The organism is Nocardioides dilutus (assembly GCF_054779555.1).
In genome coordinates this window covers 348878-372468 of sequence record NZ_BAAGYA010000003.1, presented here as the reverse complement: position 1 = coordinate 372468, position 23591 = coordinate 348878, and the positions used below count along the sequence as shown (strand labels likewise).

Sequence of the window (23591 nt, the reverse complement as noted above, 5' to 3'; positions counted from 1 at the left end):
AGCAACGCGAATGGTCACGCCCAGACCTTTTCGATACTGGAGCGAGAGCCTTCGCGTTTGACCTTGAACTGCACCGGAACTCGCTCGGCAAGCGCCGCGACATGGGTAACGAGGCCAACCGTGCGCTCGCCGCCACCTGCCAGCTGCTCAAGGGTGCTGGCAACGACGTCGAGTGTCGAGGGGTCGAGGGTGCCGAAACCCTCGTCGAGCAGGATCGTGTCGAGCTGGCCGGTGTGGGGCGAGAGGGCAGCGATCTGCGAGCTAAGCGCAAGCGCGAGAGCGAGCGAGGCCTGAAACGTCTCACCACCGGACAGAGTCTGCACGGGGCGCAGGCTGCTCGCGTCGTTGTGGTCAACAACCAGGATGTCCTGCTTGTCGTCAATGACCAGCTCGAACTGTCCGCCGGAGAGCTGGCTGAGGTTGGCAGATGCCTCGACCATCATCGCCTGAAGCGCCTCTTCGACCATCCAGCGCTCGAAGTTGCGGGCGTTGAGTAGGTTGCCAAGCTCCTTGTGGAGAACCTCCGAGGCCCGCTGCTTCTCGATCTCCTTCTCCAGGCGTTTCGCACCCGCCCGTCGCTCCTTGACCCGGGTCACCGCGGCGGCGGCGTCGGAGACGGCTTTCGCCACGGCCGAATGGACGGTCACTTCGGTGAAGCGTTCCGGTGCATCCACTCCCGCGCGCTGCAGCACCTTGAGGACGGAGGCTCGCTGCCGCGCCTCCTCCTGCTCGGCGAGCAGTCGCTGCTTGTCGAGCTCGGCGCTCAGAACGGCCACCTCGTCAGCCTTGGCCCGCGCCCAGGTGGTCAAGGTCTCCCAGTCGGCAATGTGGTCGCCCGTGGCTTCTGGCGGGGCGAGCTGGGCCACCCGGTCGCGGGTCTGGCCAAGCAGGCGCCCGGCGTCGGCCCACCTGTCATCGAGCGCTTTGAGCGCCTCTCGTGCCTTCCGTGCCGCCTCGCGCGCTGTGCGGGCGACCTGCGTGGCGGTCGTGAGCGCGCCAGTGGCCTCGACCGCCGCGGCGTACGAGGTCTGGGCCGCCGCCGCATCTGGCTGACCGTCCAGAGTAGGGCCGAGCGCGGCGAGGTCGTCGCCGAGGTGCGCCAACGCGTCCAACGCGCGTTGGTTGGCGAGCTGGGCGTCGCTCAGCGCAGTGTGTGCCACTTTCCGGGCTGTCTCGGTCGCGGCGACTCTCACATCTGCCTCGGCAAGGCCCTCGTGGGCGAACCGGTCAGGCAGGGTCGCGACGGTCTGCAGGCACACCGGGCACGGCTCCCCGGGGACGAGAGTCGCGGCGAGGTCATCCGCCTGATGGGCGATGCGCACCTTCTCCCGGAGAGCACGAGCCGCCTCGAGGTCTCCGTCGGCCGCCTGCGCGGTCGAGCGCGCCTGCTCGAGGGCCGAGGCCGTAGCCGCGGCCTCGCCGGCGGCCCCAGCCTCCCTCGCCGTCAGGTCCCCGAACTGGGCGTGAGCGTCAATGAGTTGCTTCCAGGTCCCCACGTCCCCTGCCTCAGCTGCTGTCGCCTCGGCCGCCTCGACGCTGGCGTCGGCCACGCTCTCGGCCTTCTCGGCAGAGGTGAGACCCGCGGTGGCAGCGGCCCGGTCGTCGGCAAGGGCGGTGAGCCCGGCAGGAGCCACTACCGTGCTCAGTGCCGTCAGGCTCGCTTCGTGGGCCGCCGCCGCCTCCTTGGTCTTGGCTCGGGAAGCGTCGGCGTCGTGCCACGGCTTCAGCATGGCTTCGAGCCCCTCCTCCAGCGTCGTGAGCTCCCTATGCCTGTCGGCGGCCGCCTGCTCAGCGGCCTCGGTCGCGTCGGCGTACGTCCGGAGTTCCTCGGTCAGGGTGCCGGCTCGGATGCCTGCGTCCTTAGCGAGCTGGTTGGCGCGTTGCGCGACCTTCTCGTAGACACTGAGGCCGAGCAGCGAAACGAGCAGGTCCTGCCGCTCCCGCTTCTCCGCGTGCAGAAACTTCGCGAAGCCGCCCTGCGGGAGAACGACGCTCTGTGTGAAGTGCTCGAAGGTCAGTCCGAGGATTCTCGCGACCGCCTCGTCCATTGTCGCCGGGGAGTCGGCAAAGGACTCGAGCTCCTCGCTGAGGAGGTCGCCCAGGTTCCCCTCGAGGGAGATGTCGGCCGGGAGCGAGATGAGTCGGCTCTGCTTGGTCGACACCTGGCCGCGAGCAGCGCGAGCGAGGACGCGCACCGCGGCGTACGTCTTCCCGGCGACCACAAAGACCAGCGCAACGCGGGCATGGCTCGTGGATGGCGCGAGGGCGAGTGAAACCTGGTTCTTGCGTGGCCAGCGCGGAGCGGAGCCGTAGAGCGCAAAGCAGATCGCGTCGATGACGGTGGTCTTCCCAGAGCCGGTAGGACCGACCAGAGCGAAGAAGTCGGTGTCGGAAAAATCGAGGGTCACCGGATCACGGAACGTGCCGAAGCCCTCGATGTCGAGACGCAGCGGGCGCATCAGGTACTCACCCCTTGGACCTCATCGAGGAGCTCCGCGAACCGCTTCGTGAGCACTTCCGTGTCGCCTCGATTCTGGGAGGTGAGGTAATCACCGAAGAGCTCGACCGGGCTGCGACCGGCGGTCCGGGTCGTCGTCGTCGTTGCCGTTGGTCGGTCGAACTCCGGGTCGATCCGGACCTCGAGCGTGCCTGGGAGCAGGTCGCGTACGTCGTCCGCCAAACCGGCCCGCGGCTTCTCGCTCACGACCACGCGCAGCCAGTCCTCAGGCGAGACGTCGAGCGTCGCAAGGTCGTCGAGCGTGCCCCATACGGTCCGGAGCCGGCGTCCTCCGGTGACCGCGACGTCCCGCGTTCGGGCCGGTGTATCCGCGGTGACGTCGACGATCACGACGAGGGAGAGGTTGTCGCCTTCGCCGAAGTCGATCTGCAGCGGCGAACCGGAGTAGTGCAGCGGGGCCGGCCCGGGGATTGTCTGGCGACGGTGTAGGTGGCCAAGAGCGGCGTAGTGAAGGTGGCTGGGAAAGAGGGTCGCCGGGAGGGCGTACTCGAACACGGTCTGCGACTCGCGCTCTCCGCCACCACGGGCGCCTCCAACGAGGGTGGCGTGCGTCATCAACAGGTTGACGGCACCGGCTGCGTCGAAGCCTTCCGTGAGGGCGTCGATCATCGCCTTCAGGTTGTCGGCGTAGACACGGTTGTTGTCCGCCTCGGTCTGCGTCATCGTCTGGCTCGCGCTGATCGCGTTGCGTTGCGAAATGAACGGGAGCACCGCCACGCGCGCCCGTTCGCCCGAACGAGTCGTAAGCTCCAGTCGGCCGCCGTCCGACGGTCGGCGCGGCTGACCGACAACGGTGATGCCGAGCTCGCCGAGGATCGGCCGGAAGACGTCGAGCTGACGGGGATTGTCATGGTTGCCGGCTTCAACGATGACGTGCCGGCCGTCCTCCCGCATGCCGAGAAGAGTGCGGATCACGAGGGTCTGCGCGTCTGGGGTCGGGGTCGATGTGTCGAAGACGTCACCGGCCACGACGACGAGGTCGACGTCCTCCTCACGAGCGACACGGATGAGGTCGCGTAGCACTGCATCGTGCTCTTCAAGGCGCGGGCGGCCCTTGAGGACCTTGCCCACGTGCCAGTCAGCGGTGTGGAGGATACGCATCGGAGTCCCCTCGCATGCTCAGAACGGAGCTGGCTCGTCGTCGGGACTTGGAGCGGCAACCCGGGCGAACGGATCGGCGGATACGGCCCTCCCGACGGATGGAGGCTCGCCCGCCTCGGCCACGCGAGTAGCCCAAGCAGGAAACGGGAACTCCACGCTCAACGGAACCGGAATGTCGGGCTGAGACACGAACATCGAGCCTGGCTTCGCAAGGACGGCACGCTGACGGAAGGCCGTGGGCAAGAAGCCATACTCTGGGCGACCCGCCTCAGCGGAGTCGAGACGCCCTGCTACTCGTAGTGCGCAGTTGGACACGATCCGACGCTCGACCTCGGAGGCGGTCTGCTGCGCGCCGATGAGGATCACCCCGAGCGAGCGTCCACGCTCGGCCACGTCAAGCAGGATCTCCTTGATCGGGTGTGAGCCCTCTCTCGGCGCGTACTTGTTCAACTCATCCAGCACGATAAAGGTCAGTGGATCAGCTGACCCACTCGCCTCTTTCGACGACAACTCGCGACGGAGCGTAGTCCCGACGACGAACCGCTGGGCCCGGTCAGGCAATGCGTGCAGGTCCACAACAGTCACCTGGGCCTCTGACGTAGTCACCTGAGTGCGACCGCGGAGGTCCAGATCTCCCCGGATTAGCGGACCCAATGGACGCACCGAAGAGTGCAGACGCCGGAGGAATGCGTTGACCGAGCCGAGTGCCGTCGACGCCGGCACCCAATTGACCCGTGCCACGTCGTCTGTGAGCTGCGTGTCGAGCAGATCCACCAATGCAGCCCAGTCGCGCACGATGGTGCCGTCGATGCTCACCGCACCCGAGTCACCCACCGACGCAGCGTCACGCCTCAGGCGTGCCGCCACCTGCCCGATTAGGAGGGTGTACTGCGCCCGGTCGTCTTCAGCGTCGGCAAAGCAGAACGGCAGCAACTCATCACGACAGAACTCCTGCAGTGTCCAGAACATCGCTGACACCGCTCCTCCCGCACGTCCGCTGACGTTGGGAGTTCCGGCTGAGTCACCTGGCCGCGGCGGAGCGAAGACGTGGACGGATCTGAATGGCTCCGCGGGAAGCCCTAAGTCGGCGTACTTGGCGGCCGCTTCCGACGTGAGCATGGTGTTCGGATAGTCGAGGTAGAGGAGGTCCTCACCCTTGACGCAATAGACCAGCGCCTTGGTGTTGACGGCCTTGGCGCCAAGGACCTTGGATGTGAAGACCGAGTGCAGCAGGAAGAGCGCGTAACTGGTCTTGGTGGCAACACCGGAGATGCCGGAGATCGAGACGTGCGCGCCCTTGGTGCCGTCTACGAAATCGAAGTTCGCGTAGAGGGGGAGGCCGTCCCGGCCGATGCCGATCGGGAGGCGTCGTTCCATGGAGTCGAAGTAGAGAGCGACGTCACGCTCCTTGCCCTCCGCGCGCCGAACGGACGCGCCTGGCGTCGGCGGTACGAACACTTCCGGCTCGACCCGGGTCACAGTCACTTCCGCAGACTCCACGACCTCGCCCGGTAGTGCGCCTTCAGCAATTACGTGCACATCGGACTCGAAACTCGCACCTTCGTGCCGGGCCTGCACTTGCGTTACCACCCCCGATGTCGTCACCTCGCCACGCCCGGGTACCTCGCGCCGAGTGACGACGACGTCGTCGAGCTGGAGCCACTCATCAGGCAGCAGCGCCGTCCAGAACGTGAGCGGGGATGCCGGCTGCGTCCCGAGTACCCGTCCGACGCCGTTTTGCCCTGTGGAGTCGATTTCCGCCATGCATGGCAATCTAGGCGAACCCGCCGACGCAAACAGGAGAACCTACTAGCGTGGCATTCCTGACTGCTGGATCTATGTGCAGGGGATTTCGGGATGGGCCTCTTCAATACGCGTCGGGTTGGCGCCGGATCTACATTTGAGATCTGGGGCCAACGAGGTTGGGGACAAGTCGACGTCGTCGGCGAATCCCACTACTCCAGAGAGCTTCAGGCACTCCTGCCCAGGCCCCTCCCCGCAGACGGTGCTGAGGTCCTGGTGCCGGTCACCGTCGTTCATGACCCCTCCAACAAGTACGACTCGAATGCGGTGGAGATCCGAGCGTCGAGCGGGGTGATCGGCTTTCTTGCCCGCGAGGACGCAAAGCGCTACGCCGCCGCGCTTGACGCGATCCAGGCTGATGGATTGACCCCGTCAACCATGGCCCGGGTCTGGGGCTCGAACCAAGAGGATTGGGACTCGCGAGGAAAGCGATTCTTCGGCTCGGTACGGATCGATCTCCCCGAGCCCCACATGCTTCGCCCCGCCAACCAGGCCCCGGGCATTCCGCACCAGATCCTCCCTCTGGGATCAGCGATCCAAGTCACGGGAGAAGAGAACTACCCCGAAGCAACGTCGAGGTACTTGACCCCTCATGGCGAGTGCTGGGTGCACGCCACGCTGCAGGAGGCGGTCGACGAATCCGGGCGTACGCCAAAGCCGTTCGTCGAGGTCCGAATCGACGGCCAGACAGCGGGTCGCCTTACGCCGAAAATGTCGGGTGATCTGGAACCCGCCATCCGGTTCCTCCGCGACCGCGGCCAGGCGTGCGCCGTGCGAGCGATCGTCAAAGGTAACCAGCTGAAGGCAGAGGTCGTCCTCTACACAAAGCGCGCTCACGAGCTAGACCAGGCATGGTTCGACTCTCTGCCGCAAACCACCGGTGAACTTTCGCCGGAAGCCGCCGACGACGGCGGTGCGTCCGCCCAAGCGGAGGACGCGTCGCCCGCGGCACCTCCACCCTTGCCTCCAGCGGATTGGTATGCAGATCCGCACGGCGTCGCCCGTCTTCGGTATTGGGATGGTCAGGCCTGGACCGAGCACACCGCCGACTGATGGGACACATCAATGCGGACTCTGCGAGTAATCCGCGCCGCACCGAGAGGTCTAGCCCCGGTGGGCACCGGGCGAGGGTTGAAACATGATTCGCCAGGTCGTGCTGAGGAACTTCAAGCGTTTTCAAGCGAGCACGATCGAACTCACTCCCGGACTCAACACGCTCGTCGGCGACAACGAAGCGGGCAAGTCGACGCTGCTAGAGGCGATCAACCTTGGGCTGACCAAGCGCTGGAACGGTCGGTTCTTCGAATCGGCGTTCACCCACCACTTCATCACCGCTTCCGTGGCTGCATCCTTCATCGCCGACGTCCAAGCGGGCCAAGCGCCAAAGCCACCCGAGGTACTAATCGAGCTCTACTTCGACGACGACCCATCGGTCGCTCGAATGAAGGGCGAGAACAACTCGCTGCGCGAGGACTCGCCCGGGTACCGACTGCACGCAGCACTCGACCTGGAATTCGAGGATGAGTACCAGGCCTTCTTGGAGAGGCCCGCCGACGTAACCAGTGTTCCAACCGAGTTCTACAAGATCGATTGGACTGACTTCGCTGGACAGCCCGTCAACGTCAGGGCCCAGCGTGTGAAGTCCTCCCTCATCGATGCCTCTCGCATCCGGCTATCCTCTGGGGCCGACTTCCACCTCCAGCGAATTATTGGAGACACGCTTGACGCGAAGGATCGAGCGCAGCTAGCGCGGAGTTATCGACTGCATCAGGAACAATTCGGCAGCAATCCCACCATCGCAAGCATCAACGCATCAGTCGCTGCCTCGAGCGCAGGCGTCACTAGCAAGGCGTTTTCGCTGGAGATCGACACATCCGGGAGCAACGGATGGGAGTCGGCCCTTGGGCCACATCTCGACCGCCTTCCTTTCCACTTCGCTGGTAGCGGCGAACAGAACCGCATCAAGATCCTGTTGGCCTTGGCTCGCAGGGTCGACGAATCGCACGTCATTCTTGTCGAGGAGCCTGAGAACCATCTGTCGTTCTCGAGCCTCAACGAGCTCGTCGAGCGCATCGATTCGCAGCGCAATGGGCGGCAAGTCATCATTGCCACGCACAGCTCGTTCGTTGTCAACAAGCTCGGACTCGACCAGCTGTTGCTGCTTGGCGAGGGCCAACCCATCCGTCTCCGCTCCGTACCAGGTGACACTCAGCGCTACTTCAAGAAGCTCGCTGGATACGACACGCTCCGACTCGTTCTGGCTAAGAAGGTCGTCCTTGTCGAAGGCCCAAGCGATGAGCTGATCTTCCAGCGGGCCTACCACGACAGACTCGGCAGACGGCCGATCGATGACGGCATCGATGTCATCAGCGTGCGCGGGCTCTCCGCGAAGAGGTACCTGGATCTTGCCATTCCGCTACAGCGCACCGTCGTCGTTCTTGCTGACAACGACGGGGATCACGCCACCAAGGTCGATGCCCGCTTCGCCGACTACACGGTGCACGACTTCATAAAGGTGGCTCGAAGCGACCAGGACGCTGCACCGACGCTCGAGCCCCAGATGCTCCTCGCGAACGGTCGCGACAGGGTCAACATCATCCTTGGCACCAGCTACACCACGGACGAAGACCTGTTGAGACACATGATGAGCAACAAGACCGAGGCAGCCCTGCTGTTTCACGACGCACCACCAGACTCCGTCACCTGGCCTCAGTACATCCAGGATGCGATCGATGGCGTCGCATAACGAATTCGTGATGGCGGCGGCCGGCTCGGGCAAGACCAAGCTGCTGCTCGACGAGGCACTGGTGGACCGGAGCAGACGTGTACTCATCACGACTTACACACGTGAGAACTTGCGTGAGATCCGGACTCGCCTCTGGGAAGAAGCTAGAGCAGAGCATCGGATAACGACGATGTCCTGGTTCGAGTTCTTGCTGCGGGAAGGTGTCAAGCCCTATCAGGCCTACAAGACGGACATCCTCAGCATCCGCTCGATCAATTTTCATGTCCGCAGGAGCGGCGTCCCAGCACTTCGATACGCCAAGAAGGACGACTTCCGTCAGTACTACACCGATAAGGGGCTCGACCTTTACCAAGATGTCGTGAGCGACCTCGTCTGTGCACTCGATCAGGCCTCGGGCGGAAAGGTCGTGCGTCGCCTCGCTAGCTGTTACGACGCCATCTTCATCGACGAACTTCAAGATCTCGCGGGACCGGACCTAGACCTGCTCATACGCCTGATGGACTCGGATCTGCGCGTGCTCGGAGTCGGTGACCCTCGACAATCCGTCTACGTCACCAACACGGCCAATCGGAACCGTCAGCATCGCCGCGCCGCGATCATGGGCTGGATTGAGCGGCAAGTCCATGATGGGCGACTGACGACTCGAGCGTTGACCGAGAGCTACCGCTGCAACCAGTTGATCTGTGACTTCGCTGACGGCCTATATCCAGAAATGCCTGCGACCACCTCCAAGAACGCCGAGACTCCACCCGACAGCGGAGTGCATCTCGTCAACGTCGATCACTTGGATTCATACCGCGCCGTTCATGCGCCACAGGAGCTTCGGTGGGACAAGCGGTCAAGGTGGGCGTCGAATGGCGCGCTCAACATGGGCGAGGTCAAGGGTATGTCGTTCGATCGTGTCCTGATTCATCCCACTGGGACGATCACGGCCGCTATCGAGAACGGCGCGGAGCTGGCGCCCGCCACTCGGGCTAAGTACTACGTCGCCATCACCCGTGCGCGCCACAGCGTGGGCATAGTGACTGAGAAGTCCACGACCAAGTCGCAACTCACGTTCTGGACACCGCCCACGACCTCGTAATATCCGCACCGCCACAACACCGAGCACCGCACTTCCCCAGCACCCCGCATATCCCCAGCACCCCGCACATCCCCAGCGCCCGACACACCTCTTTCATTGGTCCGCCCGTCCTGGCCACTCGTGCCAGGCCCGCGGCCTTGGGGCGTGTGATGACGCTGCACAAGCTGTCGGCCGGGTCGGGCTACGAGTACCTGACCACCCAGGTCGCGGCGCTCGACTCGACGGAGAAGGGCGCCACTCCCCTGGCCGACTACTACGCAGCGAAGGGCGAGGCGCCAGGTCGCTGGGTCGGCTCGGGGCTCGATGGGGTCGACGGACTCGAGGCCGGGGACGGAGTCACAGCCGAGCAGATGAAGCACCTGTTCGGCTCCGGTTCGCATCCGCTGACGGGTGAGCCGCTCGGGTCGCCGTACAAGGTCTATGGGACCGAGGGCGTCGACGGGTTCAACGCCGAGGTGCAGCGGCGGATTTGGACAAGCTCAACCTCCGCGGCCGGTCGTCCGCCCGACGACCTCGTAGCCCGGATCAAGTCGGAGGTCGCGCGGGAGTGGTTCGTCCGGGAGCACGCTCGCGAGCCGGCCTCGGAGCGCGAGCTGTCGGCTGCGCTGGCGCGCTACTCCCGGCCACGGCAGACCGCGGTCGCCGGGTACGATCTCACGTTCAGCCCGATGAAGTCGGTCTCGACGCTCTGGGCTGTCGCGCTGCCCGAGGTGGCCAAGCTGATCGAGCAGGCCCACGACGCAGCAGTGGCCGACGCGCTCACCTACCTCGAACGCGAGGTGATCTTCACCCGCGAGGGCACGAACGGTGCCCGGCAGGTCGAAACCCGCGGGCTGATCGCGACCGCGTTCACCCACCGCGACTCCCGCGCCGGCGACCCAGACCTGCACACCCACGTCGCCGTCGCCAACAAAGTGCAGACCCGCGAGGGCAAGTGGCTCTCGATCTACGGCCGGGTGCTTCACCAGCACGTCGTGGCCGCCTCGGAGACCTACAACACTGCGCTGGAGCACCACCTGCGCGCGCTCCTCGGCGTCCGCTTCGCGCCTCGACCGACCCTGCCGGGGGGTAAGCGGCCGGTGCGCGAGATCGTCGGGGTCGACCCGAGCCTCTGTCGGCTCTGGTCGACACGTCGAGCCGACATCACCAAGCGCCAGCGCGAGCTGGCACGCGACTTCACCCGCGCGCAGGGGCGGCCACCGACGCCGGTCGAGGCCGTCGCGCTGGCGCAACAGGCAAACCTGGAGACGCGCCAGTCCAAGCACGAGCCGCGATCGGAGGCCCAGCAGCGCGACGCGTGGCTGCGGCAGGCCACGGACCTCCTCGGCCCGGCGAGGCTCGACGCGATGATCCGCGCCGCGCTGCACCCGAACGCTCCCGAGCCGCAGCAGGTGTCGGCAGATTGGGTGAACGCGACGGCGCAGCGCGTGCTGAGCGAGCTCGAAGCGCATCAGGCGACCTGGCAGTCCTGGCACGTGTACGCCGAGGCGCAGCGCCAGGTCCGCGACGTCGCCGTACCTCCCGAGCGGGTCAGTGAGGTCGTGCGGTGGGTCGTCGACGCCGCTGAGCAGCTGTTCGTGAACCTGACCCCCGATCGCGACCCGATCACCGAGCCCGACGCGCTGCGGCGCTCGGACGGCACCAGCGTCTACCGCCACACCGGCCGCGACCACTTCACCAGCGCCCGCGTCCTCGACGCCGAGGAGCGCCTGGTCGCGGCGGCCGGGATGAACGGTGCGTTCTCCTTCGACCCCGAGGAGGTCGAGATCACCATCCGCGCCGCCGCGGTCGAGGGCGACCGGCTCAACCGCGGTCAGCGCGACCTGGTGCTGGAGATGGCCAGCAGCGACCGCCGGGTCCGGCTCGCGCTCGCGCCCGCCGGGTCGGGCAAGACCACCGCGATGAAGGTGCTCGCGCAGGTGTGGACCGAGCGCGGGTACGACGCGATCGGCCTCACCCCCTCGGCCGCGGCAGCCGCCGTGCTCACCGACGCCGCCGAGATCTTCAGCGAAACGCTGGCCAAGCTCGACCACCAGATCATCACGGGTCAGTTCGAGGGCTGGGCCGCATGCATCGGCCCGCACACCCTGATCGTCATCGACGAGGCCGGGATGGCCGACACCCTCACCCTCGACCGCATCGTCGGTTACTGCCTGGCCCGCGGCGCCACCGTCCGGATGATCGGCGACGACCAGCAGCTCGCCGCGATCGGCTCCGGCGGCGCACTCCGCGACATCGCCCACCAGCACGGCGCCGACCGGCTCGACGAGGTCGTCCGGTTCGCCGACCCCGCCGAGGCAGCCGCCTCCCTCGACCTGCGCGATGGCGACCCCGCCGCGCTCGGGTACTACCTCGACCACGACCGCGTCCACGTCGGAGACACCGAGACCTGCGTCGAGGCCGTCTTCGACTCCTGGACCCGCGGGACCGCCGACAGCCGCGACTGCCTCATGCTCGCCCCCACCCGCGACATCGTCGCCGAGCTCAACGCCCGCGCCCGCGCCGTACGCCTCAACGGGACGACGCCACGCACCGAGGTGGCCCTCCGTGACGGCAACCAGGCCTCGGTCGGCGACACGATCATCACCCGCCACAACGACCGCCGCCTCGGCCTCAGCGGCACAGACTGGGTCAAGAACGGCGACCGCTGGACCGTCACCGGCGTCCACGCCGGCGCCCTGACCGTGCGGCATACCCGCTCCGGGCTGACGACGACCCTGCCCGCGGAGTACGTCGCCGCGCACGTCGACCTCGGCTACGCCAGCACCGTGCACACGGCACAGGGCCTCACCGCCGACGCGATGCACGGCATCGTCACCGGCGAGGAGTCCCGGCAGCTGCTCTACACGATGCTCACCCGTGGCCGCAGCGAGAACCACGCCCACGTCGTGCTCGCCGCCCCCACCGACCCGCACCAGCTCGCCCTGCCCGGCCTCGGCGACCAGCTCACCGCCACCGAGATGCTCGAAGGCATCCTCGCCCGCGACGGCGCCGCCGTCTCCGCCACCACCACCGCCGCCTCGTCCGCTCGGGTCGAGGCGCAGCTGCACGACGCGGTCGTCCGGTACGCCGACGCCATCGCCCTCGGCGCCCACCGCGTGCTCGGTTCGGGCTGGGAGGACGAGCTGGACGCCGCCGGCGCCGGCCCACTCCCGTGGCTCCCCGGCATCCCGGCCGACCTCACGCGTCACGAGACCTGGGGCCCCTACCTCGAGGCCCGCGCCCAACGGGTCCGCACCCTGGCCAACGGTGTCCGCTCCCAGCCGCGGGACACTCTGCCGACGTGGGCCGAGCGGTACGCCGACGTACTCGACGGCGCGCTGCACGGCGAGGTCGTTCTGTGGCGGGCGGCTCAGGGCATCCCTGACGACGACCGCCGCCTCGCCGGTCCGCCACCGGAATCTGACGCGGCCGCGGCGTACCACCGCACCCTCACCAACCGGATCAACCAGCGCTACACCGACATCGTTCGCAGCTGGGAGTCGAAGATCGTCGAGTACGTCGGCCGCAGCGACGACCAGACCCTGCAGCTGGCGCGCGAGCTCGACCGGCTGCAGCGGACCGGGCACGACGCGGAACGGCTGCTTGCCCGCGCTGCCGCCCGCAAGGCGCTGCCCGACGACCACCCGACCGCCGCACTGGCGTACCGGATCCGCAACCAGCTCAAGCCCGCTCACGTCGCGCGACCAAGCTGGGAGCGCGATCGAGACCCAGTCGGCTTCGGTGATCAGCGGGACTTCCCGCCATCCTCGAACGGGCTCAGACTCTGACGACCTCGCCGCCAGAGTCCGGGCCAGCCAAGGCGCTTCCCGAGCTACTCGGGGCAGACGAGGGCACGAATCTGACGAACGACGTCGGCGCCCTCTCCAGCATCCTCGCGCAGCAACCGGTCGCCCGCGACGGTAGGTGCGGTTACAGCCTCAATCAGACGACCAACGCCCTTCCCGCGCCTGTAGATGCGAACCTCCTGCCACTGCCGAGGTTCCGGATTGTTCTTGAGAATCTCGACCGGGAAGCAGCCCAACCCTTCCCCCTCGAGCCCGGAAGCCACCTCGTCGAGGACGTACTTGCCCAGCCGGTCGTACCCAATCGCCTTGCGCAGGTCGCCGAGCGTCGTCACCACGATTGTGTCTTGGTCCACCTGTTCCCCGAGGTCCGTCAGGTCCTTATACATAGTTCAATCTCCTATCTTCTCCTCCTTCTCCTTGGAAGGTCTTGATACCAAGCCTACGCTTCTGTCGCTCCGTTGTCTACACCTTGTTTTTTAATCGTATAATAATTCTCGAATGGCCTCGCTACTCACGCCGAGGCGCGCAGCACCAGCGGAACCCCATCCGTCCCGATCGGCTCCCAGTCAGGGCCCTGGCCTCGGCTGGTGAGGAACTCGTCGTAGACCCGCTCGGTCTCGAGCAGCTCCTTCTCGGTGGGCAGCCGGTGCGGATGGTCGGCGCGCCACTGCGCGAGGCGGGCGTCGTCCTGCCAGCAGTCGACGTACGCCGCGAGCTGGTCGACCGCGCTGCCGAGCCGACGTCGTAGCGTGCGGGCTGCTTCCGGACGCCTGCGGGCGATCTGGTCGACAATCGCCGGCGACGTGAGTCCGCACCGGCCGCGGCGCATCGGCGCGTCCGCGGCGTGGGCGGCCACCGCCAGCTCGTGCAGCAGCCAGATGTCGATGCCCCCGACGGCGTTGTCGCGTAGTGCAGCGTCGAGCACCTCGACCAGATCGTCGTACGGGTCGAAGCGCTCGGGCTCGAGCTGCACCGCCTGATCCTCGAACCGGTCCAGCAGGACCGTCTGGCTCCACGCCCGGTCGCGTTGCCTCCCGTGGCTGCCGACTCCCAGCTCGGCCAGCACGGCACGGCGGGTGCTGTTGAGGACGGCCTTCGCCAGCCCGTACGGCGAGTGCAGGTGGCTGCGGGAGACCTCGATCCAGAGCTGGCTGGCGACCAGCGAGTCGATGTCCGGGGTCAGGTCGCGCAATCCGTCGGCCAGGTTGATCGCGCCGGGTAGGAGCAGCCAGACGAGCGCAGCCCGCGACGCATCCTCGGTCCGTGCGACCTCGGCCAAGCGACCGAAGACGCGCCCCTTCGCCTCGCGCTCGGCGCGCCAGGTCCAGGCCCGGAGGTCGGTCAGGTCCTCGACCACCGCGAGAGCCGGGTCCTCTGCGCACCACCGGACCCACCCGGCCCGCGCCTCGGTCATCAGTGCGGACTCCGGGTCGTCGAGTCCGAAGTAGCCAGCCACGCTCAAGTCGCGCTCCTTCAGGTCAGCGGGTGCCTTTGGAGGACAGGTGTGCAGACCATCGTCGCTCTATGGGCGTGCCAGATCCTTTTGGATATGTTCTGGATGTGGACCGCCGCTCACTCCTCGAGGTCGCCCGAGTCGCCCGCGGGCTGACCCAGGAAGCCGTCGCGCGCCGCTCCGGGACGTCTCAGCCCACGCTGTCGGCGTACGAGCGGGGCGCGAAGTCCCCGACCCTCGCGGTGGCCGAGCGCATCCTCCACTCACTCGGCTTCGACCTCGGCCTCCAGCCGCGGGTGACCTTCCGCGAGGTCCACGGCGAACGCGGCGGGACCTATCTGGTGCCCGACCAGCTCTGGCGCGTCGACCAACCCGCCTGCTTCGCCCCCATCGACACCCGCGACGCCGACCGAACTCTCCGCACGTCCGACCTGCTCAACCGCGAGGGCCGCGTCGAGGCGTACGCGTGGCTGCTCACCCACGGCGACGAGGAACAGCTCTTCAACCACCTCGACGGCGCCCTTCTCGTCGACGCCTGGGTAAACCTGGCCCCTAGGCTGCCGGCGGAGCTACGTAGCGAGTGGCAGCCGCTCGTGCGCGAGGCCGCCTTGGGGTGGCTGGCCGATGAACGCGCCAGACGGCAGGACGAGCACGGGAAGCCGATCAGCCGGCGTGCTCGAGAACGCGCGATCCGCCAACTCGCCAGCCGCGGGCTCACGGCGGAGGAGATCCGACGCACACTCCGTGGCTGAGGCCCGAACGCCCTCCGAGCACTCGACGCGCCGAGCGAACCCATCGAAGCTGTCGGTGTCACGGCGGACAATGAGCCAGCAATGGGAACACGCCCGAAAGAAGTTCGAGAAAAGTTGGGGGGTGGTCCTGGCAGGTGCACTTATGAGGGAACAACCATCGACGGAGTCGCTGGTCGTCCCCGAGAGAAGAGACGGTTATGGCCCCGCAGCCGGAGAGCGAGCCGGAACAGTCCGGCGCCTCTGGCGCGCACATACAACCTGATCCAGCGGTCCCGGAAGCATGGCTTGTCGAAGCCGGACAGGCCGACCTCGCCGACTCGGTGGACCGCATGGCCGGCGATGTCGACCTGAACATGGACCTCGCGCTCGAGAGATACCAGGGCCCGCTCTGGGACTACTTCTCGAACGAGCTCGCTAAGTACGGCTACGCGGTGATCGCGAGCTGGATCGGCCGGAGAATGATCTTCGAGCGCTGCAAGAGCAGGGGCTTCGGCGGGCTCCCTGCGATGGACCGTCCGTTCACGGAGGACGAGAACGCCGAGCTGACCAACGAGACGGTGGCGAAGGCGCTGGCCCATTTCCGCACCGACGTGTTGATGAAGCGCAAGTGGGACCACCGCCGAGGAGCAACCCTCCGCACGTACTTCATCGGCCAGTGCCTGATCAGGTTTCCGAACGTCTACCGTCGCTGGTTGGCAGGAGAGAACCGCAATCGGTATCTGATCACGGATGACGACGGACTGATCGATTCGATCGGAGGTTCCTCGAAGAGTCCTGAATCGCAGGTGGTCGCCGGCGTCACGGCCGCTGACGCCATGTCCACCGTGAAGAATCCCAGAGTCCGGAAGGTCATGCACCTGAGGGCTGCTGACTGGACGCACGCCGAGATTGCAGACTTCCTCGGGGTCACCGAGAAGGCCGTGGAACGCATGCTCGCGAACGAGCGAGGTCGACTGAAGAAGAGGGGTATCGCGTGACCAGTAGAGAGATCAGAGCGAAGGTGAACAACAGTTCACTCGGAACGAAGTCGGCAAGGGCAGCTCGACGTTCCGTGCCGAACGAGACGTCGCGGAGGATCGTCGCGCGTGCGGAGGGACAGTGGAAGAGCAAGGGCTCGGCTGCAAGAAAGTCTGGGGGGTAATCGAGGACCCTGGACTTATACACAGACAGCAGTCAGGTCGAACAGAGGAACTGACTGTGGGGCCCACAGAAGTGAGGCTCCTCAACCAGCAGAAGCCAGTCGAAGAGCCGTCACGGGTAGCAACGGGAAGACTACTCGACAAAGCTTCTGTGCGAGGGACTTGGAGGTCCCAAACATGGCCAAGGGCCACGCACGCAGCGCAATCACGGGGCGCTACATCTCGAGGGCGGCTGCCGCCCGTCACCCCCGCACCTCCGTCGTCGAGTCCGGCGGCAACAAGGGGTCGGGCAAGGCGTACCGGTCGGCGATCAGCGGCCGGTACGTGACCAAGGGAACGGCTCAGCGGAGCCCGAACACCACCGTCACCGAGAACGGGTAACCGACGGGCAAGGCTGCGGGCATCGACTCACGGCGCCCGCAGCCTTGTCACGATTCAAGGCCACTGGGTCCGACGGATGTGTCGGAGCCCCGCGGCGAAGTTGCGTGAAGGAGGTGATCGAGATGTACGACATCGGTGAGAAGCCCGGCATCGGCCGCTACTGCTGCACGAACTGCGGCTGGTCCGTCAACCTTGACGACGCCAGCGACCGCCTGCCCCCGTGCAGGAGCTGCGGCAAGGGCCAGGACACGACCTACAACCGCTGCTGACCGAGTGCCAAGGCCGGTCCCGTCTGCACCAGACGGTGGGCGGGACCGGCCGTACTCGCACGCAGTCCAGGCAGTCAGCGCGTTCGGATAGTCCGCACGAGCGCATGCATCGCCGCGACCGCCTGCTGGCCCAACTTAATGGGGTTGTCCGTCTTGCTGGGCGCAGAGGAGGTCTCTTTGAGGACGTGATCTGGGTGGAGAAGGAAGGGCTCTGAGTAGTTCGACCCGTCTGGCCCTTCGTAGGACAGTGTCACAGTTATCGGCTCCAGAGAGTCCTGACCGCTACGGATCACATTGCTAGTCGTCCATCCCGGCCCCCAAACCGGGACAGGCACAGCGAACCGCTGATAAAGCCACTTCTTCATGTCGCTGTCGGCGAGCGCGGCGACTTCGTCAGCGGGCGGTGCCGGCGGATCGAAGTCGACACGGACGTCGGTTGCGGTCGAAGCTCCGAAGTTCTTCACCACAAGCAAGATGGTGCCGGGGGATAACAGCTCCCGTTCGAGGTAGGCCACCAGCACCGGGCGGGTGCGCGAACGGCTGTCCTCCCTGGTGGCCACGAGGGTGCGCTTCGCGTAGATCGCCGTCACGACGATTGCGACAGCCATCGCTGCCGTGAACAGCGCAGTAATCGCGGCAGCGACCGCCCCGATCGCGATCCAGTCTGTATCGGTCACGTCGCAAGGGTAAGTTGCGGCGCCGGGAGCGAGCTCGCCGAAGCCATCCTCGCCCCCGCCGTGCACGACTCGCCCGACGGCTCCCAAGGCGCTGTCCCGGGCACATCAGCGCCGACCTGGACATGCCCGAGACCATCCTGACCGGCAACCCCCGACGCGCGCTCCACGTCTGAGCGCACGCAACGGGCCAGATCCAGTCTCACTTGCGCGAACGAACGGTGAGCGCCCACTCGACGGTTAACCGGGCTCGCTGCCAGGGGGTCGGACTTACGGCTGGAGAGATGGCCAGCAGCATCACTCCCAGACAGATGAGCGCGACGGACGCAACCTGACGGCCAAGGCTGTCCTGATCGCTCATCATCACTCCTCAAGGCCGTTCTCGGAGGGACCTGATGGATTTACAAGCTCCCGAACGACGGTCACAAATGCACCTCGAACCGCGCGCATCTCCGCTTGGGAGAAGCGAATTCCCCCCATCACACGGGCAGTCGTTGCGATCAGTCGACGGTCATACTCGAGCGGCACGGTCTGCCCCAACTGGAATACGGCGTCGAGCTGCTGGAGGCCCCGGTCGTCGAGTGCTGCGAGCAACTCGCGAGATACCCGATCAGCTGCCGCTTCAATCGACTCACCCTCCACGGCCTCCACGACAAGCCGTGGCTCTACGGGGGCGTCTGTGCTGGCGTTCACATCCGCCACTCGTTCAAAGGCATGCGCAAACCAGTCGTTCTCGATCGCGGTGAAGGTATCGGCTTCCATGCGAAGCGTCCGACTGACATTCCGGGAGGTATCACCGACGCCCCAGAGATGAACGCGCAGCCCGTAAGATTGAGCGATCTGAACTCCGACCCGAACATCTTCGTCGCCGGACAGAAGGACAGCGTCGGTGACCGCCCGGTTGCGCGCGAGTTCAATCAGATCCGTGACGACGAGCGAGTCGACACCCTTCTGCTGCCCTACGTTGTTGAGGACACCCAGCCGCAACTTCAGTCCGGACTGTAGCGCCAACTCTGACTGCTCGAGCGAAAGTGAAGGACCCGGCATCGCGTCGTACCAGTAGACACGGAGGAGTTGGACGTCTCCGCACAAGGCAGCCGCCTGCTGATGCAGTTCGCTGACAGCGAGAGCGGGATCAACAAGACGGATCTCGCGACGGGACACCGCAGATCCGAAGGCCGCCTCGGCTCCGGCGGCGAAGAAGTAGCCCGCATCAACGAGCAGTGCAAAACGTTCCATTGGACGCCTCTCTATATGGGGTTTTCGATAAATAAGTGCGGGAGCCCCGTACGGGGCTCCCGATAGGCAGCGAATGCGATAGCTAATAGAGCACCCACTGCAACGCGACCAGGATAGCACGACTGAGGGAGCCCCAGGCACCGAACCGGGTGGCTCTCCCCACGTACCAGAGCACGCGACCTCGCATCACCTCGGCGAGCTGACAGCCAACCCAAGCCTGGGAGGATCTTCCGCATGGTCGATCCCCGCCTTTCCTCCCCGGAGCCGCCCTGGAGCGGTCCCAAGATCGTGCACACGCCAGGGATGGCCGACGACCTGATGCGCGAGCTCGCGCCGATCCTCGCCGAGGACGGTATCGACCTCGACGACCCGGACACCATTCCCGACACGGAGACTCTCCAGGCGGCGCTCGATCGAGCCGTCGAGCGTCGCAACATGGAGCTGTTCACGCCCGTCGGGGAAGCGCGGTCGCTCGCGCTCACCACGCTCCGACTGTTCGTTGGGGCGATCGCCGGGGACGAGACTGAGCTCGCCGGAGCCATCCTCGCCACCGCCGTACCCGAGTCACCCGACGGCTCGCAGGCCACCGTCGCCGGCACCATCGGCGTCGCCCTCGATCTGCTCGACACCATCCTGACCGGCAACCACCCGGACGCACCGCCAGGGATCGGAGCGAAGGCTCGGATCCCCCAGGGCCACTGGTACGGCGAGCGCGCGGCCCGCGACATTCTCGACCTCGCCCGGCGCAGACGAGCCCACAGCGCACTGGGAGCACTCATCACCAAGCAGGGCAGCCACGCCGTGCAGTCCGGTGCCGCCATCGCACTCGCGGGCACGCTGCAGGCGTGGGCAACCATCGTCGGCAAACCGGTCGACCAGGTGACCCTAGACGCGTTCAGTCAGTGAGCACCGTCAAAGTCACGAGGTCCCGCCGGTCGTCAACCAGCTCATCATCGGGCAGGAGCACGAACCGGAGTTGAGCGTCCAGCGCCTCAACAAGCTTGAGCAGCGTGGTCACCTTCGGCACGATCATGCCGCGCTCGATGCGACTGATGTCGGCCTGAGTGACTCCGCTGGACTCGGCGAGGTCGACCTGCCGGAGGTTCCGTACCCTGCGGGCCTTGTAGAGGACCGAGCCGAACATCGCGGCCGCATCGAATGCTCGGCTCAACTCGCGTGCTTCGGAGCTCATGGTCGCCTCGCGCTCGCGGGCGTACTCGGCGAATGTCTTGGCCATGGGGCCCCTTCGCCGCCGAGCGAATGTCTCTAGGCACATACGCTCAACAAGTCGGCTCAGATCTTGCGGAGCACTTCCCCGATCACGAGCTCGGCCGCCTGGTCGATGTCGTAGCCCTCCGGCCACTCGGCTACGAGCGCGTTGAGGTCGTTGCGGAAGGCGTCGTCACTGAGCTTCGCCCGCAGGTTCGCCTCGGACAGCGCGGCGGCGATCCCCGCAGGTCGATACGGCGAGAACGCGCCCACGATGTCGTCGCCCGCGATGCCCAACTCCGTGAGGGCGAGCCACATGTCGAAGAGGTCGCGGCCCTTCTTGCGCTGGTAGAGCGCGCGGATCTTGGTGGCGATCAACTCCGGCGAGGCGAAGGTCCGCACTTCCGCGTGTCCGCTGAACCATTCGGTCCCCACCTCGAACGGCCTCGCCAGGATCGGGAGGGCGGGCGACGTCTCGTGGGTGTTGATCTCCACCTTGATCTTCAGTGAGGCGGTCGGCTCAGTCTCGCTCGCTGCCCGCAGGAACACCTTGGGGTGTTCGCCGATCTTCGTGCCGGCGACATCGAGGCCGACGTGGGCGGCAACGTCACGCACGGAATCGAGGATGCTGCCGATGCCGGAATGCGTGGAACGCACGTAGTCGAGATCTTCACTGTACCGGCGTGGCCGATCCATCACGAGCTGGTGCAAACAAGTGCCGCCGCGGAAGACGAGCTCCTCACCCAGGACCGGATGCTCGCTGATCTCCACAATGAGACGTGCGAGCACGAGGTCCTGTTCGACCTGAACGAGAGTGGACCACGGCTTCTCGCTCGCCCACGCCTGGACCACGGCCCTTGGGATCACAGGTCGGGCTCCACATCGGCATTCACGACGAGACCCCAGGTGGCATCGGACTTGCCCCGCCTCGGTCCACCCGCTGCAAGCAGGTCGACTGCTCGTCGACCCTCTTGGGAGTGGGCGAGGACGAACTCGTGCAGGGACGCCGACAAAACCGACGTATCGGCGTACGACGACACACGGTCGAGCAGCCACCCCACGCGTCGCACCACCGCGAGCGGGTACAGCGGAGCGACCTCGACGAGCTTGGCGGCATCGAGCTTCGACTCCTCGACGAGTTCGCCGAAGATCGTGGCCACGTTGTCGAGGGAGCCGCTGTCCCTGGGCCGTTCCGCGAGATCGAACACCGTCGTCTCCGGGGATGACACCCGCACCTGCGCCGTCCGTGAGTTGCGCAGCACGACGGGTACGCCGTCAAGGTGCGCGCGCTCGTAGAAGCGCAGGCGCACCCGCTCGATGTCACGGTCGGCGAGCGGACGGTCGACCATCACCTGGAAGACCTGCGGCCGCTGATGCGCGGCGCCGTGCAGCTCTGCCGCCGAAAGCAGGCCGACGTAGTACGACCTGTCGAGGAAGCCCATCAGCTGATCGATGAAGTCCATTGCCGGCACTACCCCCCACGAGGAGAACTCCGAGGGGATCGGGACATAGAGGCCTGGTGCGGGCGCGAAGAAGTGGCCGGCGACGCGCGCGCGCCGCATCGCCTCTCGGGCGGCGCCGCGAGAGAGTCGGGTCAGTTCGATGACCTGGTCGAGCGTGAGCGCACTGATGCCTCGCCCAACCACCTCATCGCGCAGCCGCCCGATGGGCACTGCAGAGAGCGTGCGCATGGCCATCTCCCAACGTGTATCTAACCTGAGCGAAATCATATCAGACATGATTCTGCGGATTCTTGTTACGCACCAGGGAACGGGTCACTGACGATCTGCCGAACGAAGTTCGTCGTGCGCAATGTCGTGATCCCGACACCTCGGACATCGATGTGGAGGCGCCAGGGCCGGCCGACAGTCGGGACCTCCGCCCACAGCACCGCGACCTCGTCACGATCCCCGCGTAGGTCGACGGCAATGGGCGGCGGAAGTTCGGCGGCTTCGGGCGCTACGCCTTCGCCCTCCCCCGGATGACGGACCAGGTGCCCTTGGCCATTCGAGTCCAACTCCAAGAGGTACGACGCCGTCTCGGTGACGATCAGCCATCGGCCAGGGCCTACGAGCAGTTCGAACTCCGACGACATCTCCGTGCCTCCCTCTGCTTGGCGCGACGCGACCCCGCTCGATCGACCCGCCTCTCACTCCACCAGCAACGTCCGACAACTCCCGCACTGTTCGGCGTTCGGTATTGACCGAACACCGATCACCTGGGTGCCTCCTCGGCCATCTCCGAGAGCCGCCGAGCGATCTCAGCGTCCCGATCCGCCGCCGCGTGTTGGTAGCGCATGGCCGCCCCAGGAGTGGTGTGGCCGAGCCTCCCCATCAGCTCGGCCAGGGTTGCTCCTGTTTGCGCAGCGAGTACAGCCCCGGTGTGGCGGAGGTCGTGCCAGCGCAGGTCTTCGCGGCCCGCGGCCTTCCGGGCTGGGTAGTAGACCTTGTAGAGCGTCGAGGGCTGCAGGTGCGTGGTCCCGTCGGACGCCGGGAACAACAGCGCATCCTGTCCCGGCCCGACATGGGTCTCCAGGTGCTGCTCGACGGCAGGGATCAGGTGCGGCGGGATCGCGACGTCCCGGATGCCGGCGTCGGTCTTCGGGGGGCCGACGATCATCTCGCCGCGCACCCGCACCACTCCGCGGCGGATCTTCACGCGGTTCGTCTTCAGGTCGAGATCACCGCGGCGCAGCTCGGCCAGCTCACCGAAGCGCATCGCACACCACGCAGCCAGCAGCGCCATCAGCCGATACCGGTCCGGGAGCTCTCGTACGACGGTCTCGAGCTCGGCGAGGCTCGCCGGCCTGACCTTGTGCGCCGGCGCCACGGTGCCCGCGCCGCGGATATGCGCCGGGTTGAAGGAAATCAACGGCCGCGGGCGCTGCGCGGCAGCCGTGCCGAGGATCGTGCGAAGCAGGCTGTAGGCGTGTGCACGCTGGGACTCCCGGCCCTTGGCCACCGTCTCGTACCAGTCGTTGACGTCCTCGACCGTGATCTCGTCGAGCGGGAGCTTGCCGAACGTCGGGAACAAGGTGCTCTCGAGCAGGTACTCGTAGTGGTCCCGGGTCGTCGGACGCAGCGGCTGCCCGCGGGTCTTTCGGGTCCGGACCCAGCGCTCGGCGTACTCCTGGAAGGTCGGCATCGCCTTCCTCGCAACGCTGCGCTCCACCACCTCCGGCGCCCAGACGTTCAGCTGGATCTCCGCCCGCCGCGCCGCCAACCAGGCAGTCGCGTCGTCCTTGCTGTCGAACGTCGACGGCGCCCGGTAGAGCCGGCCGTCAGGGCCGGTGAAGGCCGCGCGATAGCGACCGGAGGCTCGCTGCTCGATCCGCCCGAAGCTCCGCCGCCTGCTGCGCCTGGTCCGCGAAGGCGTCATAAGGTGCCGCTGTTCCCCATAGTTCCCCAAAGGCCGAGGCGATACTGGAAGGACATT

Annotated in this window: 20 protein-coding genes; 9 read left to right on the top strand and 11 right to left on the bottom strand. The window is 66.4% G+C overall.

All coding sequences use genetic code 11. The features are described from left to right. Positions 1 to 14: 14 nt before the first annotated feature. From ACYVC6_RS17470 to ACYVC6_RS17460, 3 genes are read right to left on the bottom strand one after another with little or no spacing between them, the layout of a single operon-like run. Complete coding sequence (locus ACYVC6_RS17470) at positions 15 to 2459, bottom strand: AAA family ATPase (protein WP_460715717.1); 2445 nt, start codon at positions 2457 to 2459, stop codon at positions 15 to 17. Continuing rightward, positions 2459 to 3619 carry an exonuclease SbcCD subunit D gene (locus ACYVC6_RS17465; protein ID WP_460715716.1) on the bottom strand — a complete coding sequence of 387 codons (1161 nt, stop codon included), beginning with the start codon at positions 3617 to 3619 and terminating at the stop codon, positions 2459 to 2461. Before ACYVC6_RS17465 ends, ACYVC6_RS17470 begins: the two co-directional genes overlap by 1 nt. An 18-nt stretch (positions 3620 to 3637) precedes the next feature. After that, positions 3638 to 5383, bottom strand: a complete 1746-nt coding sequence (locus tag ACYVC6_RS17460) for an ATP-binding protein (RefSeq protein WP_460715715.1) — start codon at positions 5381 to 5383, stop codon at positions 3638 to 3640. Between the two features lie 93 nt (positions 5384 to 5476). Between ACYVC6_RS17460 and ACYVC6_RS17455 the strand changes: the two genes are divergently transcribed. From ACYVC6_RS17455 to mobF, 4 genes are all read left to right on the top strand, one after another. Further along, positions 5477 to 6475 carry a DUF2510 domain-containing protein gene (locus tag ACYVC6_RS17455; protein ID WP_460715714.1) on the top strand — a complete coding sequence of 333 codons (999 nt, stop codon included), beginning with the start codon at positions 5477 to 5479 and terminating at the stop codon, positions 6473 to 6475. Positions 6476 to 6560: 85 nt separating this feature from the next. Further along, on the top strand, positions 6561 to 8168 hold the full coding sequence (locus ACYVC6_RS17450) for an ATP-dependent nuclease (RefSeq protein WP_460715713.1): 1608 nt from the start codon (positions 6561 to 6563) through the stop codon (positions 8166 to 8168). Beyond that, positions 8155 to 9252, top strand: coding sequence for a UvrD-helicase domain-containing protein (locus ACYVC6_RS17445; RefSeq protein ID WP_460715712.1), 1098 nt, complete (start codon positions 8155 to 8157; stop codon positions 9250 to 9252). Before ACYVC6_RS17450 ends, ACYVC6_RS17445 begins: the two co-directional genes overlap by 14 nt. Positions 9253 to 9401: 149 nt before the next feature. Continuing rightward, a complete protein-coding gene (gene mobF, locus ACYVC6_RS17440; protein WP_460715711.1) occupies positions 9402 to 13022 on the top strand; it encodes a MobF family relaxase in 3621 nt (1206 codons plus the stop codon). Between the two features lie 44 nt (positions 13023 to 13066). Here mobF and ACYVC6_RS17435 read toward each other — a convergent pair whose 3' ends face one another. Further along, the gene (locus tag ACYVC6_RS17435; RefSeq protein ID WP_460715710.1) at positions 13067 to 13426 is read right to left on the bottom strand and encodes a hypothetical protein; all 360 of its coding nucleotides are present in this window, start codon (positions 13424 to 13426) and stop codon (positions 13067 to 13069) included. Positions 13427 to 13551: 125 nt separating this feature from the next. After that, positions 13552 to 14502: a hypothetical protein gene (locus ACYVC6_RS17430; RefSeq protein WP_460715709.1), complete on the bottom strand. Its 951-nt coding sequence runs from the start codon at positions 14500 to 14502 to the stop codon at positions 13552 to 13554. Positions 14503 to 14600: 98 nt separating this feature from the next. On the opposite strand from ACYVC6_RS17430, the gene ACYVC6_RS17425 reads away from it, so the two are divergent. The 4 genes from ACYVC6_RS17425 to ACYVC6_RS17410 all read left to right on the top strand — a co-directional run bounded on the left by ACYVC6_RS17425 (position 14601) and on the right by ACYVC6_RS17410 (position 17034). Then, on the top strand, positions 14601 to 15245 hold the full coding sequence (locus tag ACYVC6_RS17425) for a helix-turn-helix transcriptional regulator (protein WP_460715708.1): 645 nt from the start codon (positions 14601 to 14603) through the stop codon (positions 15243 to 15245). A 197-nt stretch (positions 15246 to 15442) separates the two neighbouring features. Next, a complete protein-coding gene (locus ACYVC6_RS17420) occupies positions 15443 to 16222 on the top strand; it encodes an RNA polymerase sigma factor (protein WP_460715707.1) in 780 nt (259 codons plus the stop codon). A gap of 339 nt (positions 16223 to 16561) precedes the next feature. After that, positions 16562 to 16765 carry a hypothetical protein gene (locus ACYVC6_RS17415; protein ID WP_460715706.1) on the top strand — a complete coding sequence of 68 codons (204 nt, stop codon included), beginning with the start codon at positions 16562 to 16564 and terminating at the stop codon, positions 16763 to 16765. 104 nt (positions 16766 to 16869) lie between these two features. Beyond that, the gene (locus ACYVC6_RS17410; RefSeq protein WP_460715705.1) at positions 16870 to 17034 is read left to right on the top strand and encodes a zinc ribbon-containing protein; all 165 of its coding nucleotides are present in this window, start codon (positions 16870 to 16872) and stop codon (positions 17032 to 17034) included. Between the two features lie 74 nt (positions 17035 to 17108). Here ACYVC6_RS17410 and ACYVC6_RS17405 read toward each other — a convergent pair whose 3' ends face one another. Next, positions 17109 to 17711 (bottom strand): hypothetical protein, encoded by a 603-nt coding sequence (locus tag ACYVC6_RS17405; RefSeq protein WP_460715704.1) that lies wholly within the window; start codon positions 17709 to 17711, stop codon positions 17109 to 17111. A 360-nt stretch (positions 17712 to 18071) separates the two neighbouring features. After that, positions 18072 to 18947 (bottom strand): NYN domain-containing protein, encoded by an 876-nt coding sequence (locus ACYVC6_RS17400; RefSeq protein ID WP_460715703.1) that lies wholly within the window; start codon positions 18945 to 18947, stop codon positions 18072 to 18074. 234 nt (positions 18948 to 19181) lie between these two features. Between ACYVC6_RS17400 and ACYVC6_RS17395 the strand changes: the two genes are divergently transcribed. Then, positions 19182 to 19853, top strand: a complete 672-nt coding sequence (locus tag ACYVC6_RS17395; protein ID WP_460715702.1) for a hypothetical protein — start codon at positions 19182 to 19184, stop codon at positions 19851 to 19853. Here ACYVC6_RS17395 and ACYVC6_RS17390 read toward each other — a convergent pair. The 4 genes from ACYVC6_RS17390 to ACYVC6_RS17375 form a co-directional block, all read right to left on the bottom strand. Next, positions 19843 to 20184 carry a helix-turn-helix domain-containing protein gene (locus ACYVC6_RS17390; protein WP_460715701.1) on the bottom strand — a complete coding sequence of 114 codons (342 nt, stop codon included), beginning with the start codon at positions 20182 to 20184 and terminating at the stop codon, positions 19843 to 19845. The genes ACYVC6_RS17395 and ACYVC6_RS17390 overlap by 11 nt on opposite strands. 56 nt (positions 20185 to 20240) lie before the next feature. Beyond that, the gene (locus ACYVC6_RS17385; protein ID WP_460715700.1) at positions 20241 to 20945 is read right to left on the bottom strand and encodes a nucleotidyl transferase AbiEii/AbiGii toxin family protein; all 705 of its coding nucleotides are present in this window, start codon (positions 20943 to 20945) and stop codon (positions 20241 to 20243) included. A 74-nt stretch (positions 20946 to 21019) separates the two neighbouring features. Next, a complete protein-coding gene (locus tag ACYVC6_RS17380) occupies positions 21020 to 21847 on the bottom strand; it encodes a type IV toxin-antitoxin system AbiEi family antitoxin domain-containing protein (protein WP_460715698.1) in 828 nt (275 codons plus the stop codon). A gap of 523 nt (positions 21848 to 22370) precedes the next feature. Continuing rightward, complete coding sequence (locus ACYVC6_RS17375; protein WP_460715696.1) at positions 22371 to 23534, bottom strand: tyrosine-type recombinase/integrase; 1164 nt, start codon at positions 23532 to 23534, stop codon at positions 22371 to 22373. Positions 23535 to 23591: the final 57 nt, after the last annotated feature.

Excerpts from the sequence above, each read along its gene's own strand:
- ACYVC6_RS17415 (WP_460715706.1), top strand. The coding sequence starts at position 16,562 with ATGGCCAAGGGCCACGCACGCAGCGCAATCACGGGGCGCTACATCTCG.
- ACYVC6_RS17465 (WP_460715716.1), bottom strand. The coding sequence starts at position 3,619 with ATGCGTATCCTCCACACCGCTGACTGGCACGTGGGCAAGGTCCTCAAG.
- mobF (WP_460715711.1), top strand. The coding sequence starts at position 9,402 with ATGACGCTGCACAAGCTGTCGGCCGGGTCGGGCTACGAGTACCTGACC.
- ACYVC6_RS17435 (WP_460715710.1), bottom strand. The coding sequence starts at position 13,426 with ATGTATAAGGACCTGACGGACCTCGGGGAACAGGTGGACCAAGACACA.
- ACYVC6_RS17450 (WP_460715713.1), top strand. The coding sequence starts at position 6,561 with ATGATTCGCCAGGTCGTGCTGAGGAACTTCAAGCGTTTTCAAGCGAGC.
- ACYVC6_RS17395 (WP_460715702.1), top strand. The coding sequence starts at position 19,182 with ATGGTCGATCCCCGCCTTTCCTCCCCGGAGCCGCCCTGGAGCGGTCCC.
- ACYVC6_RS17445 (WP_460715712.1), top strand. The coding sequence starts at position 8,155 with ATGGCGTCGCATAACGAATTCGTGATGGCGGCGGCCGGCTCGGGCAAG.
- ACYVC6_RS17460 (WP_460715715.1), bottom strand. The coding sequence starts at position 5,383 with ATGGCGGAAATCGACTCCACAGGGCAAAACGGCGTCGGACGGGTACTC.
- ACYVC6_RS17400 (WP_460715703.1), bottom strand. The coding sequence starts at position 18,947 with ATGGAACGTTTTGCACTGCTCGTTGATGCGGGCTACTTCTTCGCCGCC.
- ACYVC6_RS17455 (WP_460715714.1), top strand. The coding sequence starts at position 5,477 with ATGGGCCTCTTCAATACGCGTCGGGTTGGCGCCGGATCTACATTTGAG.
- ACYVC6_RS17420 (WP_460715707.1), top strand. The coding sequence starts at position 15,443 with ATGGCCCCGCAGCCGGAGAGCGAGCCGGAACAGTCCGGCGCCTCTGGC.
- ACYVC6_RS17375 (WP_460715696.1), bottom strand. The coding sequence starts at position 23,534 with ATGACGCCTTCGCGGACCAGGCGCAGCAGGCGGCGGAGCTTCGGGCGG.
- ACYVC6_RS17390 (WP_460715701.1), bottom strand. The coding sequence starts at position 20,184 with ATGGCCAAGACATTCGCCGAGTACGCCCGCGAGCGCGAGGCGACCATG.
- ACYVC6_RS17380 (WP_460715698.1), bottom strand. The coding sequence starts at position 21,847 with ATGCGCACGCTCTCTGCAGTGCCCATCGGGCGGCTGCGCGATGAGGTG.
- ACYVC6_RS17470 (WP_460715717.1), bottom strand. The coding sequence starts at position 2,459 with ATGCGCCCGCTGCGTCTCGACATCGAGGGCTTCGGCACGTTCCGTGAT.